The sequence below is a fragment of the Serratia sp. YC16 genome, assembly GCF_009707615.1.
In the GTDB taxonomy this organism is placed as follows: domain Bacteria; phylum Pseudomonadota; class Gammaproteobacteria; order Enterobacterales; family Enterobacteriaceae; genus Serratia; species Serratia surfactantfaciens.
Genome location: NZ_WLYN01000004.1, coordinates 242,173 through 258,520 on the forward strand (window position 1 = coordinate 242,173; position 16,348 = coordinate 258,520).

The following is a 16,348-nucleotide window of genomic DNA, read 5'->3' on the forward strand; positions in this document are numbered from 1 at the left end:
TAAAGGCGTAAACCCGCCGGGCTTCTTATTGCCCAAATTCAGGAGAAACAACAATGCGAAATATTGAAACCCGTATTACCAAAACAGGACCAGATGATGCTGGCCTTAACCAGATGCTGACTGATGCACGCATGGAAGAACGCAGGGCACGTGCTGCGGCAATGGCTGCCCGTCTTGATAGCCTGACCTGCCATATCACGTCACGCCAGCTTAACCACATTGAAGCGGCGGAGCTGCTGCGTATTGCGGCTGAAAACATTCAGAACGAAGCTCAGGAGATCCACTGATGGCAGATTCAATGGACCTTGTACAGCAACGCGTTGAAGAAGAGCGCCAGCGCCACATCCACACCGCCCGCAACAGGACGCCGGGCGTTTCTCGTGTGCTTTGCATTGATTGCGATGCACCGATCCCGCCAGCTCGCCGTCGCGCTATTCCGGGTGTGCAGTGCTGTGTCACTTGTCAGGAGATTGCGGAGCTGAAAGGTAAACATTACGTAGGCGGTGCTGTATGAGTACTATCCTGAAATGGGCGGGAAATAAAACCGCAATAATGCAGGAACTGATTAAACACCTTCCTGCGGGCCAGCGACTGGTTGAACCTTTCGCGGGTTCCTGTGCTGTGATGATGGCGACAGACTATCCTCATTATCTTGTCGCGGATATTAATCCAGACCTGATTAATTTTTATCAGGTGATTAAGAATGATGTTGAATACTTCATCAAAGAGGGCCGATATCTTTTTGAAGCCCGTAATGATTCAGAAGCATATTATAAGACGAGACAGGAGTTTAACTTGCGCAATGGTGGCGCAATTGAACGCGCATTGTATTTCTTATATTTAAATCGCTATGGTTATCGCGGACTGTGTCGCTATAACTTGAACGGCTATTTTAATGTTCCTTACGGTAATTATAAAAAACCGTACTTCCCTGAAAACGAAATACGCGCATTTGCTGAAAAAGAAAAACGCGCAACGTTTATCTGCGCCAGCTATGACGAGACACTTGCGCTGCTGCAGACGGGGGATGTTGTTTATTGTGATCCGCCATATGACGGCACATTTAACGGATATCACACAGCAGGTTTTACAGAGGATGATCAGTACCATCTGGCGTCTATTCTTGAACGCAGGGCATCAGAAGGCCATCCGGTTATCGTGTCCAACAGCGATACGTCTCTGACCCGTTCGCTTTATCGTGATTTTACCCGCCATCGTATAACCGCTAAGCGCAGCATGGGCGTGGCTGCCGGTGATAGTAAAACTGCAGTAGAAATCATTGCCACAAAATCGGCATGCTGGTTTGGTGTTGATTTAGCGTCTGGTCCTGATGTCTCGGTGGAAACTGAGGTGCGGGCGTGGCAGTGAGTAAATTCACATTACATCATGCACAAACCACCGGCGGCTCGAATGAGGCCGCCGTGGCCTTTCCATGGAATGCCCCAAAAAAAGCGGTTAACCCGTATCTGGACCCGGCGGAAGTTGCGCCGGAGTCTGCGCTTTCAAACCTCATCACTCTGTATGCTGCGGATAACGAGCAGGAGCATCTGCGCCATGAGGCGTTGAGTGATGAGGTTTGGGAACGCTATTTCTTTAATGAATCCCGTGATCCTGTCCAGCGTGAAATTGAGCAGGATCGGCTGATTAGCCATGCCAAAATGGCCTGCGAACAGCAGCGTGTTAATCCCGATTTGGTGATTATTGCCGATGTAAGCGCCATGCCTGCCCATATCAGCAAGCCTTTGCTGGAGCGGATTAAATACTTCAATACCCTGGGACGTCCGAAAGCGTATTCCCGCTATCTGCGCGAAACTATCAGACCGTGTATTGAGCGGCTGGAACGCGTGCGGGGCTGCCAAATGTCCGCCTCGTTTCGGTTCATGGCGAGCCAGGACGGGCTGGAGGGGCTGCTGGTACTGCCTGAAATGAATCAGGATCAGGTCAAGCGCCTTTCCACGCTGGTTGCGGCACATATGAGCATGTGTCTTGATGCGGCCTGCGGTGATCTGTTTGTCAATGACGATGTTAAACCAGAAGAAATCCGTCAGGCATGGGAAAGGGTTGCTGCAGAAGCCATGCGCCTTGAGGTCATCCCTCCTGCCTTTGAGAAGTTACGCCGCAAAAAGCGCCGCCGCAAGCCGGTGCCTTATGAACTGATACCACCGTCGCTGGCGCGCATGCTGTGCGCGGACTGGTGGTATCGCAAATTGTGGCAGATGCGCTGCGAGTGGCGGGAGGAGCAACTGCGTGCCGTCTGCCTGGTCAACAAGAAAGCGTCCCCGTATGTCAGCTATGAAGCCGTGATCCACAAACGCGAGCAGCGCCGCAAATCGCTGGAGTTCTTCCGCTCGCATGAGCTGGTCAACGAAGACGGTGACACGCTGGACATGGAAGATGTGGTGAACGCCAGCAACAGCAACCCGGCGCACCGCCGTAATGAAATGATGGCCTGTGTTAAAGGGCTGGAGCTGATCGCGGAGATGCGCGGAGACTGCGCGGTGTTCTATACCATCACCTGCCCGTCACGCTTCCACGCAACCCTCAACAATGGCAGACCTAATCCGAAATGGACCAGCGCCACTGTCCGGCAGAGCAGTGATTATCTGGTTGATACATTCGCCGCTTTCCGCAAGGCCATGCACAAGGCCGGGCTGCGCTGGTACATCGTTCGCGTTGCAGAGCCGCACCATGACGGCACCGTGCACTGGCATCTTCTGTGTTTTATGCGCAAAAAAGACCGTCGCTCCATCACCGCGCTGCTGCGTAAGTTTGCCATCCGTGAAGACCGCGAGGAGTTGGGCACCAATACCGGGCCGCGCTTCAAGTCCGAGCTAATCAACCCGCGCAAGGGCACGCCGACAAGCTACATCGCCAAATACATCAGTAAGAACATCGACGGGCGCGGGCTGGCTAAAGAAATCAGCAAAGAAACCGGCAGATCACTGCGTGACAGCGCCGAGCATGTCAGCGCCTGGGCGTCGCTGCACCGTGTTCAGCAATTTCGTTTCTTTGGTGTTCCGGGGCGTCAGGCATACCGCGAGCTGCGCTTGCTGGCAGGTCAGGCGGTGAGAGTACAGGGCGAACGCAAAGCGGGTGCGCCGGTAATGGATAATCCGCGTCTGGATGCGGTACTGGCAGCTGCGGATGCAGGTTGCTTTGCCACCTACATCATGAAACAGGGCGGTGTACTGGTTCCCCGCAAACATCACCTTGTCCGCACGGCTTATGAGCTTAACGACGAACCGAGCGCCTACGGCGATCACGGTATCCGTATCTATGGCATCTGGTCCCCGATTGTAGAGAGCAAGATTTGCACGCACGCGATAAAGTGGAAAAAGGTTCGTAAGGCCGTTGACGTTCAGGAGGCGGCAGCCGACCAGGGCGCTTGCGCCCCTTGGACTCGTGGCAATAACTGTCCTCCTGTTGAAAATCCGAACAAATCAGGGGGGGGTACCCGATATTAAAACCATGGATGAGAAGGAGCTGCAGGAATATCTCCACAATATGGGCCAGAAGGAACGGCGGGAGCTGACAGCCAGGTTGAGACTGGTAAAACCGAAGCGGAAAAAAGCATACATACAGAGTATTTCGGAGCAGCAGCGCCTGCAGCTTGAGGCAGAGCTGACTGCCAGAGGGTTTGAAGGTAGTACATCTGAGATTGACCTGCTTCTGCGCGGCGGCGGAATTCCGTCAGGTGCCGGGCTGCGTATTTTTTACCGTAACCACCGGCTGCAGGAAGATGACAAATGGCATCAATGGTACTGACCGCAAGACTTTAACAATTCATGCTCTTAACGACCTGCGTCAGAGTGTTCTCATTGACGGATAAAAAATATTTTACATTTGAATATCAGGGGTATGCTGTACATATAAGCAGTGGATGTAAATACAGGTATTGTGTATCCGTGGTCGTGATAGGAGGGAAGATGCAGGATTATCTTTTGGAGTCGTTGAAGCTCCAGCGCATTGATTTTTTTATTAAGCTTGTAGCGGCTAGTGAGTGCAGTGACGAAGAAAAGCGACTGGCTATCCAGTGGGTATCAGAGCTGACTGACGAACTCATGGCGAAAATCCGCAGCCATGAATACAGCCGGTCCATGGACGTCACCAGTTAATGGGGTCTGTATGCGCATTGAAATAATGATCGATAAAGAGCAGAAGATTAGCCAGGCAACACTGGACGCTCTGGAAGCTGAGCTTAACCGCAATCTGCAACCTATTTACCCAAAAACAGCGATTCGTATTCGCAAAGGATCGGCAAACGGTGTTGAGCTGAGCGGCTTAAAGCTTGATGAAGACAAAAAGCGAGTGATGGAAATCATGCAGCAGGTTTGGGAAGACGACAGCTGGTTGCATTAGAGAACGTTGCGGATGATAAAACTGGCTTTTACCGTCCGCAAGGTTGAACAACGAGCCTTGCGAGGCGTTAGTCATGGGCAGTAAGAAAGTGATTGAAAACGCTACCGTAAGTGCTTTGTTCACATGGAATTATGGTCAGAGCGACAACATAAGAGCGCTTTGTTGTTTATCATAAGTAACTTGAAGTTTATGGAGGATTCTGATGGTATACGTTAAAAAACAACTTGTTGGTTGCTTTGGCAAAAAGGAGTTTCAGTGGACAACGGCTCAATTACCTTCTTTGATATTACAGCATGCGGTTTTTATCGTTTGAAGAATAAACCCGAAGAGCTTGATTACAAATTTGGCGATCTTTTGGGTGTTTTGGATGATCTCGAGGATTGGCTCAAAGATAAAAATTTTGAGCAGACTTTGCCATGGAATAAGGAAGAGCAACCTCTGCGAACACGAGTTTACAGTCGAGGTCTGGTTAGAGATAGTAAGACTAAAGATGCAGTAATTGTTTTATACCGTGAAGTTGGAAACGGTAACGGAATACATGGTATCAAGGTTGGTTCGAAAGTTACTGGTGATAGCAAAGGAACAGTCAGGGCTGGCAGAGAACATGGCGAAGATAAAATAATATGGGGTGAACCTTGCTATTATTGGATCATTCCCGAGCTGAACAAAATAGCATCAATTAGATTTCCTCATTCTTTCGCTGACACTTATCTGTTTGCACAGTATTTCCTTCAACATGTTAATAATAATAGCAAGTTAGGTAAAAGAACTAAATCTAAGCGTACATTCGAGTCAGCCAAGACTCCTGGTCGTTGTGTGGATGTCTACAATACTAAGTTTCAATATAAAGATGGTAAGAAAGAGATAAACTGTATATTCAAGTTTGTTTTGGAGGAAACAAAATTGAAGGCGGCAGAGGAAAATTTTGAAAGGTTGAGGCATAAAATTACGCACACCTTGATAAAGGATACGACAGTAGTAAATCAGAAGGACGCAAGGCAGCCATTATTGAAACTAACAAGCGTAGCTTTAGCGTCTCTTGTTGGAGAAGATAAACGGAATAAGCTTATTGGGGCACCTCCTGTTTTGAAACAACCTCGAAGAATTGAGGTTAAAATTGATGGTGCGCCATCATCTGATGAGCTTAGAAATCTTTTCTCAATGCGAGGTGAAGAATCTGAATGGGATGTTGGTTTTTTACTGGCTGATCGTGCTAATCCGGTTTGGCTCAGTACCTATGTAGCAAGGACTAAGCTCCCTCTTCATGATTCGGACGGATTTGAGCATTACTCAGCGCGTTTTTTAATGGATGAGATAAATAAAATTCGTGATGATTTAATCAGTGAAGTAAAATATGCTGAGGAAGCATCTATTAATGAATCTGAAGCTGCATCCACAAAAAAGATAGCGGAAGGTTGATATGACAGAAACGGAAGGTTTGATAATAACAGTTGCGAAACAGCAGGCAATAAATTTTGTTGCTGTTGTTTTGTGCTGCGTTATAAGCTATTTTTCGTTCAAGAGTTTTTCTTATAATGATGCAAAAGATATTTTAGGTGTACTTATTAATATTTCTGCATCTATATTTACCATCGTTGGTTTATGGGTTGGGTTTTTATATCCTAACGCAATGAATAGTATCGTTAAAGATGATATCAGTTATATAAAAAATGAGCATGACTCACCAAGAATCGAAAAGCTAGTTTATACAATTATTACATCTGCTTTTGTAATGGCAGGAATTCTCATTTTCTTTTTGGTTAAGGCAATGTTTCATGCCTTACCTGTATATAATGCTAATAAAGAGTTATTCAAGTATATCGGGATTTTCTTTATCTATTTTATGAGTTGGATGCAGTTGAAGTGTGTTATGAGTCTGATTTTGAGTAACTTACATTTTGTAAATCACTTACATGGACGTTTAGCAAAAGCGAAACTGGAGCACTATGATGAATAAAATATTCGCATTGGCATGAGCCAATGCGAATATTTAACCTAGATTGAAGAAAGTTATCTTTTTGGATGGGAGTCGTTGTCCAAAGTAAGCTTTGCATGACTATGCCGCATGAATCCGCATGAATCCGCATGAATCCGCATGATCGTTTGCGGATCGTTTTAGCTGAGGCCAGCAAGAAATGGCGGGCTTTTGCTTATGTCATGCAGGTGCATGAAAACCACTACATAAAGCGGGCAGGTGTGGTGGGGATACGATTGCGCGCGCAGTCCTAAACGGCAATAATTAACTTTTCAAAACCTCAATTGGGAAAAATAATGTTTATCTGCGAAAACCATATCATCGAACCAAACGTTAAAAATCATGTTCGTCTTCAAACTGACAACAACACTTGTGTGTTTTGTAATGATGTTACAAAATGCCTAGATACTGATTCGCCAGAAGTTCGAAATTTGCTAAAAGCTATCTTACGTTATAACTTTGATGAAGTTCACTATAATACTCATATTGGTGGTGATTATTTCACAGGATTTTTATTAGCGGAGGATTATATATTTAACAAGGATGTCCAAAATCAAAGTGTTGCATTTACTGATCTTGATAGTGAAGTATGGAGTATGGGGTTCGAAACTGATGGTGAGATTAATATACACTCTGGGTATGATCAAGATGGCATGATGAATATGCCGCTTATGTCAATTGTTAACTCACCTCATCCATTTATTGAAGGGTTGTCTAAGAAACTTGTGGAGGCAAATTATCATGAGTTTGAAAATGAATTGAGGGATATCATTAAAGACTATGGTAATTCATTTGCCAAAATAATTGAGGGTTGTTCTGTAGTTTATCGTGCTCGTGTAGGGACTGCTGGTTATAAAAAAACTCATGAAGATTATAATCGTGAAGGTAAGAAAATATTCGTTCCATACAAAAATAAAGAAATAGGTTCTGTTCCCCCTCTCAAGGCTACATCAGGAAGAGCTAATAGGGTAGGTGTTTCATACTTATATTGCGCGACTGACAGCTATACCGCTATTGCTGAGGTGAGACCTCATCCTACAGATGTAGTTTCTTTAGGTAAATTTAGCGTATCACGAGCTTTAAAAGTATTCGATTTTTCACACCCAAATTTATTAGACTTTATCGAAAGTGGCGATGCTTTATTGAGAATGATTCCTTACGCTAAAATGGCAAGTATTTATAATACCGCTACACCACCCTCTTTGGAGGGAAGGTATAGTGTTTCGCAACTCATATCTGACTGCATAAGAAAGGAAGGGTATGATGGCATACAGTTTTCAAGCACTGTTGGTGAAGGGAAAAATTTAGTTGTATTCAATCCTAGCGATATGGAATTTATTGAGGGGAGTTCCACGGTAATTGAAATTGACAAAGTACAATATACATACGAAGAAAAGCAAGTCGTAGGGATGAATGATCAGTGGGAAATTTATTATAGTGAGGTTGAGTAGGTAAAAGTGGCTCCGCAGTTTTTACGGAGCCCACTTTTATGATGTTAATCTAATGAATATGAGTCGAATTTTATTATTTTATCCCCGAGCCAATTATTAATCTCGTCCATTCTTTTCTGTAATGGAATAAGCTCATTCCGTACAAACACATTTGCCGCTTTCTCCACATCCCCAAACTCCCCCACATTATTCGGCATAATTCCCATCATCTGCGGCGGCACTCGATGTGCCGCCATCATGTCATCACGGCTTACGTTCTTGATATTCAGAAACTCATCCTTTGCCGCGACTTCTGACAGTGGGATGATTTGAATCCCGTCCTTTTTGCCGTTGGGCGAGTACATAAACAGGTTGCGGAAGTTACCCGGACCTTTGGCGCTTTTCATTGCCTGGCGGATGTTTGTAGTGGTCAAGTAATACTGGCCACGGTTTTACAGTAAAAATGATACCTGTTCTCGGTCTCTTCCGGCGTCAGCCCTCCGTTATAGTGGTGTGGTCTGACGCTATTGTAGTAGTTCAATATGTAATCATTAATTTGCTGCCGGGCCTCGTCCCTACCTGCGTAACCATCCGTCGGCACCCATTCTGTTTTCAGACTGCGGAAGAAGCGTTCCATCGGGCTGTTATCCCAGCAGTTTCCCCGCCGACTGACGCTTTGGTTTATTCTGTAACGCCAGAGAAGTTGTTGATATTTAAGGCCTGTATACTGGCTTCCCTGGTCGCTATGGAACATGACATCACGCGGTTGACCACGCGTTTCATGGGCCATCCGCAGGGCACTGCTTATCAGTGCGGTATCGGCATGTGCTGACAGACTCCAGCCGATAACCCTGCGGGCAAAAAGATCCATAACAACCGCCAGATAGCACCAGCGATTTCCTGCCCAGATATACTTAATATCTCCGCACCATACCCGGTCTGGCTCCGGTACAGTGAACTGACGCTCGAGCAGATTCGGCAGGCAGGTATGCACCTGACGAGCATTTTTGTACTGATGTTTTCCGGGCTGACAACTGCTCAGGTTCAGATATTTCATCATACGCCCGGCACGATAGCGGCTCATCGGGACGCCATTTTGGACCAGCATCTCAGCTATAGTGCGCGCCCCCGCAGAGCCCCGGCTCTGGTTCCACGCCCGTCGTATTTCGCTGTACAGCCTGACACGCGCCGGATTAACCGTATCGCTTCGTTTTCGCCAGTACCGGTAACTACTGCGGTGTATTCCCAGAGCAGAACAAAGGCTGATAACCGTATGGCTGTCACTCAGTCTGGCGACTATCGTGAACCGTTCAGCGAGTCGGACATCAAGAGTGCGGTAGCCTTTTTTAATATCGTATTCTGTTCCTCCAGGCGGCGAACCTGCTTTTCCAGCTCGCGAATACGTTGCTGCTCTGCAGTAATGGGTGTTGCAGAGGGCGTAATTCCCTGACGCTCTCGCCTGAGCTGGCGCACCCAGCTCTCAAGCGTGGTAGAACCGACATTCATCGCTTCACTGGCTTGTCGATATGAGTAGCCCTTATCAACAATCAGCTGTGCACATTCCAGCCTGAACTCTGGGGTGAATGTACGTTTGGTTTTCTTGTTCATTAAGTCACCTGTTGTGTGTTGAGGTGAGGGTATCACCTTTAATCAGGTGGCCAAATTTACTATGCCACTACACCCCTGGACTAATCGATCACGCTCCGCCACACCCATTAAACAGTGGTCAAGGCCACATGAATTTCTAACAAGAAACCCGCCTCGGGGGTTTTTTTATTGGAGGCAGTAAAAATTCTGCTGCCATTTTGCTGCCAATGAGGTTCTATTAAATAAAAAAGCCACTCGTCAGAGTGGCTTTTTTATATGATTTTAAAACAAAAATTTGGTGGCCCCTGTTGGGGTTGAACCAACGACCAAGCGATTATGAGTCGCCTGCTCTAACCACTGAGCTAAGGGGCCAAGCCGCGAGATTATAGGGAATCCTTAAGCATCGGTCTACTGTTACCCGCCCGTATGTTGCTTTTCTGCGCAGTTCTAGCCTGTTGTAATTGCTGGCGGATTTTGCGATAACCGCAGTAAATCCCTGCAATGGACTCACGATACTCATGGAACTTCTGGCGCCCAACCTGCGGGTGGTGTTTTGCGGCATCAATCCCGGCCTTTCTTCCGCCCATCAGGGCTATCCTTTCGCCAACGGCAGCAACCGCTTCTGGAAGGTGATCCATCAGGCCGGCTTTACCGCGAGCCAGCTGGCGCCGGAGCAGTGGCAACAGCTGAAGGACAACGGCTGCGGTATTACCGCACTGGTGGCGCGCCCGACGGTGGCAGCCAGCGAGCTGTCGCGCGATGAGCTGCGCAGCGGTGGCGAGGCGCTGCAAGAGAAGATCCTGCGCTATCAGCCGCGTGCGCTGGCGATTCTGGGCAAGCAGGCGTTCACCACCGCCTTCGGGGTGAAAAACGCGCCCTGGGGCAAGCAGGTGATGATGCTGGGGGAAACCGAGGTGTGGGTATTGCCCAACCCCAGCGGATTGAACCGCGCCACGCTGGAGCAGCTTACCGCCAGCTATCGTGAGCTGTTCCTGGCGCTGCAATGACATAAGGGAGTGTGCGATGACATCGATGATGAAAGGCTGTTTGATGGCGCTGCTGTTGGTGACCGGCGCCGCGCAGGCGGGGCATTCGCCGCAGGAAGTGCGCAACCAGCAGAACGTGCTGGAGTTTTATCGGCAGGGGCTCAACAACAAGGATTTTGCGGCGGCGCGGCCGTTTTTGGGTGAGCAGTACAAGCAGCATAACCCCAATGCCCAAGACGGCGTGGAGGGATTTCGTCAATTTGTCGAGCTGCTGAAAACGCGTTACCCCAACTCGCACAGCGAGATTAAACAGGCGTTCGTCGACGGCGACTACGTGATCCTGCATGTGGAGGTCAGCGGACGCGAGGCCGGCAAGACGGCGGCGATCGTCGATATCTTCCGTCTCGACAGCGCCGGAAAAATCGTCGAGCACTGGGACGTGACGCAGCCGGTGCCGGAGAAGACCGCCAGTGGCAACAGCATGTTCTGAGGCATAAAAAAACCCCGGCAGGCCGGGGTTTTTTGTTTTTGATGCGGCAGCCGGACTTAGTCGTCCAGGAAGCTGCGCAACACTTCGGAGCGGCTTGGGTGACGCAGCTTGCGCAGCGCCTTGGCTTCGATCTGACGAATACGCTCACGGGTAACGTCAAACTGCTTGCCTACCTCTTCCAGCGTGTGGTCGGTGTTCATGTCGATACCGAAACGCATGCGCAGCACTTTCGCTTCGCGCGCGGTCAGGCCGGCCAGCACGTCGTGGGTGGCGGAACGCAGGCTTTCCGAGGTCGCGGAGTCCAGCGGCAGCTCGAGGGTGGTATCCTCGATGAAGTCGCCCAGATGCGAATCTTCGTCGTCGCCGATCGGTGTTTCCATCGAGATTGGCTCTTTGGCGATCTTCAGCACCTTGCGGATCTTGTCTTCCGGCATCAGCATGCGCTCGGCCAGCTCTTCCGGCGTCGGCTCGCGGCCCATCTCTTGCAGCATCTGGCGCGAAATACGGTTGAGCTTGTTGATGGTCTCAATCATATGCACCGGAATACGGATGGTGCGCGCCTGGTCGGCGATGGAGCGGGTGATAGCCTGACGGATCCACCAGGTGGCGTACGTCGAGAACTTGTAACCGCGGCGGTATTCGAACTTGTCTACCGCTTTCATCAGGCCGATGTTGCCTTCCTGGATCAGATCCAGGAACTGCAGGCCGCGGTTGGTGTATTTCTTGGCGATAGAAATAACCAGACGCAGGTTGGCCTCAACCATCTCTTTCTTCGCGCGGCGAGCTTTCGCTTCACCGATCGACATGCGACGGTTGATGTCTTTGACCTGCTCGATGGTCAGGCCGGTTTCTTCTTCGATCTGACGCAGTTTCTGCAGGCTGCGCTGCACGTCTTCAGCAACGTCTTTCAGCTTTTCCGACCATGGCTTGGCCATCGCCAGCGCGGCTTCAAACCAGGAATCGCTGGTTTCGTTGCCGGCGAACAGGGTGACGAAGTTTTTCTTCGGCATTTTGCACTGTTCAACGCACAGCTTCATGATGATGCGTTCCTGGGTGCGAACGCGGTCCATCATGGTGCGCATGCTGTTGACCAGGAAGTCGAACTGTTTCGGCACCAGGCGGAACTGCTTGAACACTTCAGACAGCTTCAGGATCTCGTCCGCGGCGCTGGCATGGCTGCGGCCGTTTTTCTTGATCATCTGACGGGTTGCTTCGTACTGATCGCGCAGCTCGGCGAACTTCTGACGCGCCAGCTCAGGATCGATGCTGTTGTCGTCTTCGGTATCGTCGTCTTCGGCGTCCTCATCTTCGTCGTCGTCGTCTTGCTCTTCGCTCGACAGTTCAGAACCGATGTGGGTGGCGGTTGGGGCGATGTCCTCTTCCGCGTTAGGATCGACGAAGCCGGTGATCAGGTCGGACAGGCGCGCTTCGCCCGCTTCGACACGATCGTACTGCTCAAGCAGATAGGTGATGGCTTCCGGGTATTCGGCAACCGAGCACTGAACCTGGTTGATGCCGTCTTCGATGCGCTTGGCGATGTCGATTTCGCCTTCGCGCGTCAGCAGTTCGACGGTACCCATTTCGCGCATGTACATGCGCACCGGGTCGGTGGTGCGGCCGATTTCGGATTCCACGCTGGACAGAACCTGTGCGGCGGCTTCTTCCGCATCTTCGTCCGTGCTGTTCGAGTTTTCGGCGAGCAGCAGGTCATCGGCGTCCGGTGCTTCTTCCATCACCTGGATGCCCATGTCGTTAATCATCTGGATGATGTCTTCGATCTGATCGGAGTCGACGATATCTTCCGGCAGATGGTCATTGACCTCAGCATAGGTCAGATAGCCTTGCTCCTTACCACGGGTGACAAGTAGCTTCAGCTGTGACTGCGGGTTTTGCTCCATAAGACGGTATCCACACTTCAGAGTATTTAGGTTGGTGTCGGTCGGCGAAACCGCCAACAATAGCATTTGGGGCGTTTTCGTTATCGCCGCGGCCCACTATGGCGGCACTGTGCAGGGCTCTGCCCTCGCAATTATCGGCACTTAAGCCGTTTGGTATTCAGTTTTTCTTCGCTAAAACCTGGTTGAGAGAACGGACTTCTTCACGTTCCTCCGGGCTCAGGCCGCGCGTTCTGGCCTGGGCGATCAGCGTTTCCAGCCGTTGCTCGAGCACCGAGTCGTACAGGCTGGCCAACGTATCCAAAAAGGTCTGTTCGACCATGTCCTCAACGATCATATGGTTCCATGTCGCCAAGGTTTCAAGCTGCTGGCTGAATTTGTTGTCGCGATACAGCTCCAGCAATTGCCCGGTAGTCAGGCCCGGCTGCGCCAAACAGGTCTGCACCAGTTCGACGAACAGCGGCAATCCCGCCTGTTTGGTCTGCTCCAACCCTTCCAGCGAAGGGATAAGTGTAGCCAACTGCGGATTTTGCACCAGTAACCCTATCAGTATACGCATGGTTGTGCGTTTTAGCTGGGGCGCCTGATAAGGATTCGCATTTTCAGCCTGCTTGGGCATCAGCTTGTCGAGCTGGCTGTCGTCCAGCAGCCCCAGCTTGTTGCCGAGCTCCTGGCGCAGGTACAAGCGCAACGTTTCGCCCGGCACCTGAGTAATCAGCGGCAGCGCCAGCGTGCTCAGCTTGGCGCGCCCGTCCGGGCTGCTCAGATCCACCTGCGGCAGCAGGCTTTCGAACAGGAACGTGGACAGCGGTTGCGCCTGCTCCATTCGCTGCTCGAAGGCTTCTTTGCCTTCTTTGCGCACCAGCGTGTCCGGGTCTTCACCGTCGGGTAAAAACATGAACCGCAGCTGGCGCCCGTCGTTCAGGTACGGCAGCGCGGTTTCCAGCGCTCGCCAGGCCGCTTCACGGCCGGCGCGGTCGCCGTCGTAACAGCAGACGACGTTGTCGGTGGCGCGGAACAGCAGCTGAATGTGTTCAGCCGTCGTCGAGGTTCCGAGCGAGGCGACGGCATAATCGATGCCGAATTGCGCCAACGCCACCACGTCCATATACCCTTCCACCACCAGCAGCCGCTGCAGGGTAGGGTGGTTCTGCTGTGCTTCATACAGGCCGTACAGCTGGCGGCCCTTATGGAAAACTTCGGTTTCCGGCGAGTTCAGGTACTTCGGCATGCCGTCGCCCAATACGCGGCCGCCGAAGGCGATCACGCGCCCGCGCTTGTCGCGGATGGGGAACATCACCCGTTCGCGGAAACGGTCGTACGAACGCCCCTGATCGTTAGTCACCAGCATGCCGGCATCGTTCAATGCGCGGCGCGAGTCGGCGTCGCGGCCGAAACGCTTCAGGGCGTTGTCCCATCCCGCCGGCGCGAAGCCGATGGCGAAATGGCGAATAACGTCGTCACTTAATCCGCGCTGCTGCAAATAGTTGCGCGCCGGCGCCCCGGAGGACTGCTGCAGTGACTGTTGATAGAACGCGCTGAGCTGTTCCATCAGTTGGTACAGGCTCTGGCGCTGATGGCGTTCGATCTGGGTTGGCCCGGTGCCTGCTTCGTAAGGCACTTCCAGCCCGTGCATGGTCGCCAGCTCTTCGATGGTTTCGACAAACTCGAGTCGGTCGTAATTCATCAAAAAGTCGACGGCGTTGCCGTGCGCACCACATCCAAAACAGTGATAAAACTGCTTTTCGCCATTAACGGTAAATGAAGGCGTCTTTTCGTGGTGGAACGGACAGCACGCGTGGTAGTTCTTGCCTTGCTTCTTGAGCTTCACGCGGGCGTCGATCAAATCGACGATGTCGGTGCGAGCCAGCAAGTCATTGATAAATACGCGCGGAATTCGTCCAGCCATAAGCCCTTACTTCATTAGCCTATAAACGAGAACAAGCCGCGCATTCCTTTCGGAAAGCACGGCCTTCGTATGCAACTACTCGGTCTGCGCGATTTTGAAAATCAGAAATTCACGCGGTGGGGTTGCCCCCGAAGAATTAATACAGACGAGTGCGGCGTGCGTTTTCGCGAGCCAGTTTCTTCGCGTGACGTTTCACAGCAGAAGCTTTAGCGCGTTTACGTTCGGTAGTTGGTTTTTCATAAAACTCACGACGACGAACTTCAGCTAAAACACCCGCTTTTTCGCAAGAGCGTTTGAAACGACGCAGAGCAACGTCAAATGGCTCGTTTTCACGTACTTTAATTACCGGCATGTGCCTCTCACCTCAATAAAATTCGGTTTGCTGCTGGCCAAGCGCCAGCCTTTTCAAAATGGTGCGGAATTTTACTCCAATGGATGCTGCTTTGTAAAGCATCACAGCAAATTGAAACCCGCGTCGCTCTGCCGCAACGTGCGCAATTTTGCACCGGGCGCTGATTATAGACTAATCAGAAAAAAATGCTCGTGTTTAATCGCGCGGGCATTTTCTGGATGAATCATCAACATAGGCGCGAGCCGGTGACAAGATGCGTTGCGCCGGCGGTAAATGCGGCGGAATGTGGTAGACTGGCGGCCGCACGTGAATGATGGGAAATGTAATGCGAGTACTGGGTATAGAAACGTCCTGCGATGAAACCGGAATTGCAGTGTATGACGATCAAACCGGTTTGTTGGCCAACCAATTATACAGCCAGGTGAAGCTGCACGCCGACTACGGCGGCGTGGTGCCGGAACTGGCTTCCCGCGATCACGTGCGCAAAACCGTGCCGCTGATTCAGGCGGCGCTGAAAGAGGCCAACCTGACCCCGGCCGACATCGACGGCGTGGCTTATACCGCCGGGCCGGGCCTGGTGGGGGCGCTGCTGGTCGGCGCTACCGTCGGGCGCGCGCTGGCGTTCGCCTGGAACGTGCCGGCGGTGCCGGTGCACCATATGGAAGGCCACCTGCTGGCGCCGATGCTGGAAGATAACCCGCCGGCGTTTCCGTTCGTCGCGCTGCTGGTCTCCGGCGGCCACACTCAGCTGATCAGCGTCACCGGCATCGGTGAGTATGAACTGCTGGGCGAATCGATCGACGACGCCGCCGGCGAAGCGTTCGACAAAACCGCCAAGCTGCTCGGCCTGGATTACCCCGGCGGGCCGATGCTGTCGAAGATGGCGCAGCAGGGCACGGCGGGGCGTTTCACATTCCCGCGGCCGATGACCGATCGCCCTGGGCTGGACTTCAGCTTCTCCGGCCTGAAAACCTTCGCCGCCAACACCATTCGCTCCAACGGCGACGACGATCAGACGCGCGCCGACATCGCCCGCGCCTTCGAGGATGCGGTGGTGGATACGTTGGCGATCAAATGCAAACGCGCGCTGGAGCAGACCGGTTTCAAACGGTTGGTGATGGCCGGCGGCGTGAGCGCAAACCGCACGCTGCGCGCCAAACTGGCGGAGATGATGCACAAGCGCGGCGGGGAAGTGTTCTATGCCCGTCCGGAATTTTGCACCGACAACGGCGCGATGATCGCCTATGCCGGCATGGTGCGCCTGAAGAGCGGCGCCAACCCGGAGCTGAGCGTTTCGGTGCGGCCGCGCTGGCCGCTGGCGGAACTGCCTGCGGTATAAAAAAAGGGCCGGATCATCCGGCCCTT

16 protein-coding genes, 1 tRNA gene and 2 pseudogenes are annotated in these 16,348 nt (G+C 51.5%); 13 read left to right on the forward strand and 6 right to left on the reverse strand.

From position 1 onward, the window contains the following. The first annotated feature begins 53 nt into the window (after positions 1-53). The 10 genes and pseudogenes from GKN89_RS15465 (at position 54) to GKN89_RS15505 (ending at position 7,785) form a co-directional block, all read left to right on the forward strand. Positions 54-287: a DUF2732 family protein gene (locus GKN89_RS15465; RefSeq protein ID WP_154747297.1), complete on the forward strand. Its 234-nt coding sequence runs from the start codon at positions 54-56 to the stop codon at positions 285-287. Then, positions 287-514: a TraR/DksA family transcriptional regulator gene (locus GKN89_RS15470; RefSeq protein ID WP_016150819.1), complete on the forward strand. Its 228-nt coding sequence runs from the start codon at positions 287-289 to the stop codon at positions 512-514. Before GKN89_RS15465 ends, GKN89_RS15470 begins: the two co-directional genes overlap by 1 nt. Beyond that, positions 511-1,368 (forward strand): DNA adenine methylase, encoded by an 858-nt coding sequence (locus GKN89_RS15475; protein WP_154747298.1) that lies wholly within the window; start codon positions 511-513, stop codon positions 1,366-1,368. Before GKN89_RS15470 ends, GKN89_RS15475 begins: the two co-directional genes overlap by 4 nt. Next, positions 1,359-3,765: pseudogene (locus GKN89_RS15480) on the forward strand (replication endonuclease). The gene GKN89_RS15475 and the pseudogene GKN89_RS15480 overlap by 10 nt, the downstream one beginning before the upstream one ends. Positions 3,766-3,926: 161 nt before the next feature. Continuing rightward, positions 3,927-4,115 (forward strand): hypothetical protein, encoded by a 189-nt coding sequence (locus tag GKN89_RS15485; RefSeq protein ID WP_001154444.1) that lies wholly within the window; start codon positions 3,927-3,929, stop codon positions 4,113-4,115. A 10-nt stretch (positions 4,116-4,125) separates the two neighbouring features. Then, positions 4,126-4,359: a DinI-like family protein gene (locus GKN89_RS15490; protein WP_154747299.1), complete on the forward strand. Its 234-nt coding sequence runs from the start codon at positions 4,126-4,128 to the stop codon at positions 4,357-4,359. Between the two features lie 255 nt (positions 4,360-4,614). Further along, complete coding sequence (locus tag GKN89_RS15495) at positions 4,615-5,778, forward strand: hypothetical protein (RefSeq protein ID WP_370520212.1); 1,164 nt, start codon at positions 4,615-4,617, stop codon at positions 5,776-5,778. Position 5,779: 1 nt separating this feature from the next. Continuing rightward, positions 5,780-6,316, forward strand: coding sequence for a hypothetical protein (locus GKN89_RS15500; protein WP_154747301.1), 537 nt, complete (start codon positions 5,780-5,782; stop codon positions 6,314-6,316). 128 nt (positions 6,317-6,444) lie between these two features. Next, the gene (locus GKN89_RS24310; protein WP_195934015.1) at positions 6,445-6,588 is read left to right on the forward strand and encodes a hypothetical protein; all 144 of its coding nucleotides are present in this window, start codon (positions 6,445-6,447) and stop codon (positions 6,586-6,588) included. Between the two features lie 42 nt (positions 6,589-6,630). Beyond that, positions 6,631-7,785, forward strand: coding sequence for an RES family NAD+ phosphorylase (locus GKN89_RS15505; RefSeq protein WP_154747302.1), 1,155 nt, complete (start codon positions 6,631-6,633; stop codon positions 7,783-7,785). A 44-nt stretch (positions 7,786-7,829) separates the two neighbouring features. On the opposite strand, the pseudogene GKN89_RS15510 reads toward GKN89_RS15505, so the two are convergent. The 3 genes and pseudogenes from GKN89_RS15510 to GKN89_RS15520 form a co-directional block, all read right to left on the reverse strand. After that, positions 7,830-8,186, reverse strand: a pseudogene (locus tag GKN89_RS15510) (Presumed portal vertex protein); the annotation flags it as partial. Between the two features lie 8 nt (positions 8,187-8,194). Continuing rightward, positions 8,195-9,408 (reverse strand): IS3 family transposase gene (locus GKN89_RS15515; protein ID WP_370520213.1). Its coding sequence is split into 2 segments (ribosomal slippage): positions 8,195-9,114 and positions 9,114-9,408, totalling 1,215 coding nucleotides; the frame shifts between segments, so codons are not numbered across the junction. Positions 9,409-9,647: 239 nt separating this feature from the next. Continuing rightward, a tRNA-Ile gene (locus GKN89_RS15520) sits at positions 9,648-9,723 on the reverse strand. Between the two features lie 146 nt (positions 9,724-9,869). On the opposite strand from GKN89_RS15520, the gene mug reads away from it, so the two are divergent. Both mug and GKN89_RS15530 read left to right on the forward strand, forming a co-directional pair. Continuing rightward, a complete protein-coding gene (gene mug, locus GKN89_RS15525; RefSeq protein ID WP_019453087.1) occupies positions 9,870-10,358 on the forward strand; it encodes a G/U mismatch-specific DNA glycosylase in 489 nt (162 codons plus the stop codon). Positions 10,359-10,374: 16 nt separating this feature from the next. Further along, on the forward strand, positions 10,375-10,827 hold the full coding sequence (locus GKN89_RS15530; protein WP_019453086.1) for a nuclear transport factor 2 family protein: 453 nt from the start codon (positions 10,375-10,377) through the stop codon (positions 10,825-10,827). A 56-nt stretch (positions 10,828-10,883) separates the two neighbouring features. On the opposite strand, the gene rpoD is transcribed toward GKN89_RS15530, so the two are convergent. From rpoD to rpsU, 3 genes are all read right to left on the reverse strand, one after another. Next, entirely contained in the window at positions 10,884-12,725 is a 1,842-nt protein-coding gene (gene rpoD, locus GKN89_RS15535; RefSeq protein ID WP_019453085.1) for an RNA polymerase sigma factor RpoD, read from the reverse strand. Between the two features lie 157 nt (positions 12,726-12,882). Next, on the reverse strand, positions 12,883-14,631 hold the full coding sequence (dnaG, locus tag GKN89_RS15540) for a DNA primase (protein WP_019453084.1): 1,749 nt from the start codon (positions 14,629-14,631) through the stop codon (positions 12,883-12,885). A gap of 136 nt (positions 14,632-14,767) precedes the next feature. Beyond that, the gene (gene rpsU / locus GKN89_RS15545; protein ID WP_001144069.1) at positions 14,768-14,983 is read right to left on the reverse strand and encodes a 30S ribosomal protein S21; all 216 of its coding nucleotides are present in this window, start codon (positions 14,981-14,983) and stop codon (positions 14,768-14,770) included. A 325-nt stretch (positions 14,984-15,308) separates the two neighbouring features. Here rpsU and tsaD point away from each other — a divergent pair, with 325 nt between their 5' ends. Then, the gene (gene tsaD / locus GKN89_RS15550; protein ID WP_025160109.1) at positions 15,309-16,322 is read left to right on the forward strand and encodes a tRNA (adenosine(37)-N6)-threonylcarbamoyltransferase complex transferase subunit TsaD; all 1,014 of its coding nucleotides are present in this window, start codon (positions 15,309-15,311) and stop codon (positions 16,320-16,322) included. Positions 16,323-16,348 lie beyond the last annotated feature (26 nt).

Bases quoted from the DNA above. Each gene is read 5' to 3' on its own strand.
- GKN89_RS24310 (WP_195934015.1), top strand. From the start codon at position 6,445: ATGAATCCGCATGATCGTTTGCGGATCGTTTTAGCTGAGGCCAGCAAG.
- rpoD (WP_019453085.1), bottom strand. From the start codon at position 12,725: ATGGAGCAAAACCCGCAGTCACAGCTGAAGCTACTTGTCACCCGTGGT.
- GKN89_RS15475 (WP_154747298.1), top strand. From the start codon at position 511: ATGAGTACTATCCTGAAATGGGCGGGAAATAAAACCGCAATAATGCAG.
- rpsU (WP_001144069.1), bottom strand. From the start codon at position 14,983: ATGCCGGTAATTAAAGTACGTGAAAACGAGCCATTTGACGTTGCTCTG.
- GKN89_RS15485 (WP_001154444.1), top strand. From the start codon at position 3,927: ATGCAGGATTATCTTTTGGAGTCGTTGAAGCTCCAGCGCATTGATTTT.
- GKN89_RS15465 (WP_154747297.1), top strand. From the start codon at position 54: ATGCGAAATATTGAAACCCGTATTACCAAAACAGGACCAGATGATGCT.
- dnaG (WP_019453084.1), bottom strand. From the start codon at position 14,631: ATGGCTGGACGAATTCCGCGCGTATTTATCAATGACTTGCTGGCTCGC.
- tsaD (WP_025160109.1), top strand. From the start codon at position 15,309: ATGCGAGTACTGGGTATAGAAACGTCCTGCGATGAAACCGGAATTGCA.
- GKN89_RS15505 (WP_154747302.1), top strand. From the start codon at position 6,631: ATGTTTATCTGCGAAAACCATATCATCGAACCAAACGTTAAAAATCAT.
- GKN89_RS15530 (WP_019453086.1), top strand. From the start codon at position 10,375: ATGACATCGATGATGAAAGGCTGTTTGATGGCGCTGCTGTTGGTGACC.
- mug (WP_019453087.1), top strand. From the start codon at position 9,870: ATGGAACTTCTGGCGCCCAACCTGCGGGTGGTGTTTTGCGGCATCAAT.
- GKN89_RS15500 (WP_154747301.1), top strand. From the start codon at position 5,780: ATGACAGAAACGGAAGGTTTGATAATAACAGTTGCGAAACAGCAGGCA.
- GKN89_RS15490 (WP_154747299.1), top strand. From the start codon at position 4,126: ATGCGCATTGAAATAATGATCGATAAAGAGCAGAAGATTAGCCAGGCA.
- GKN89_RS15470 (WP_016150819.1), top strand. From the start codon at position 287: ATGGCAGATTCAATGGACCTTGTACAGCAACGCGTTGAAGAAGAGCGC.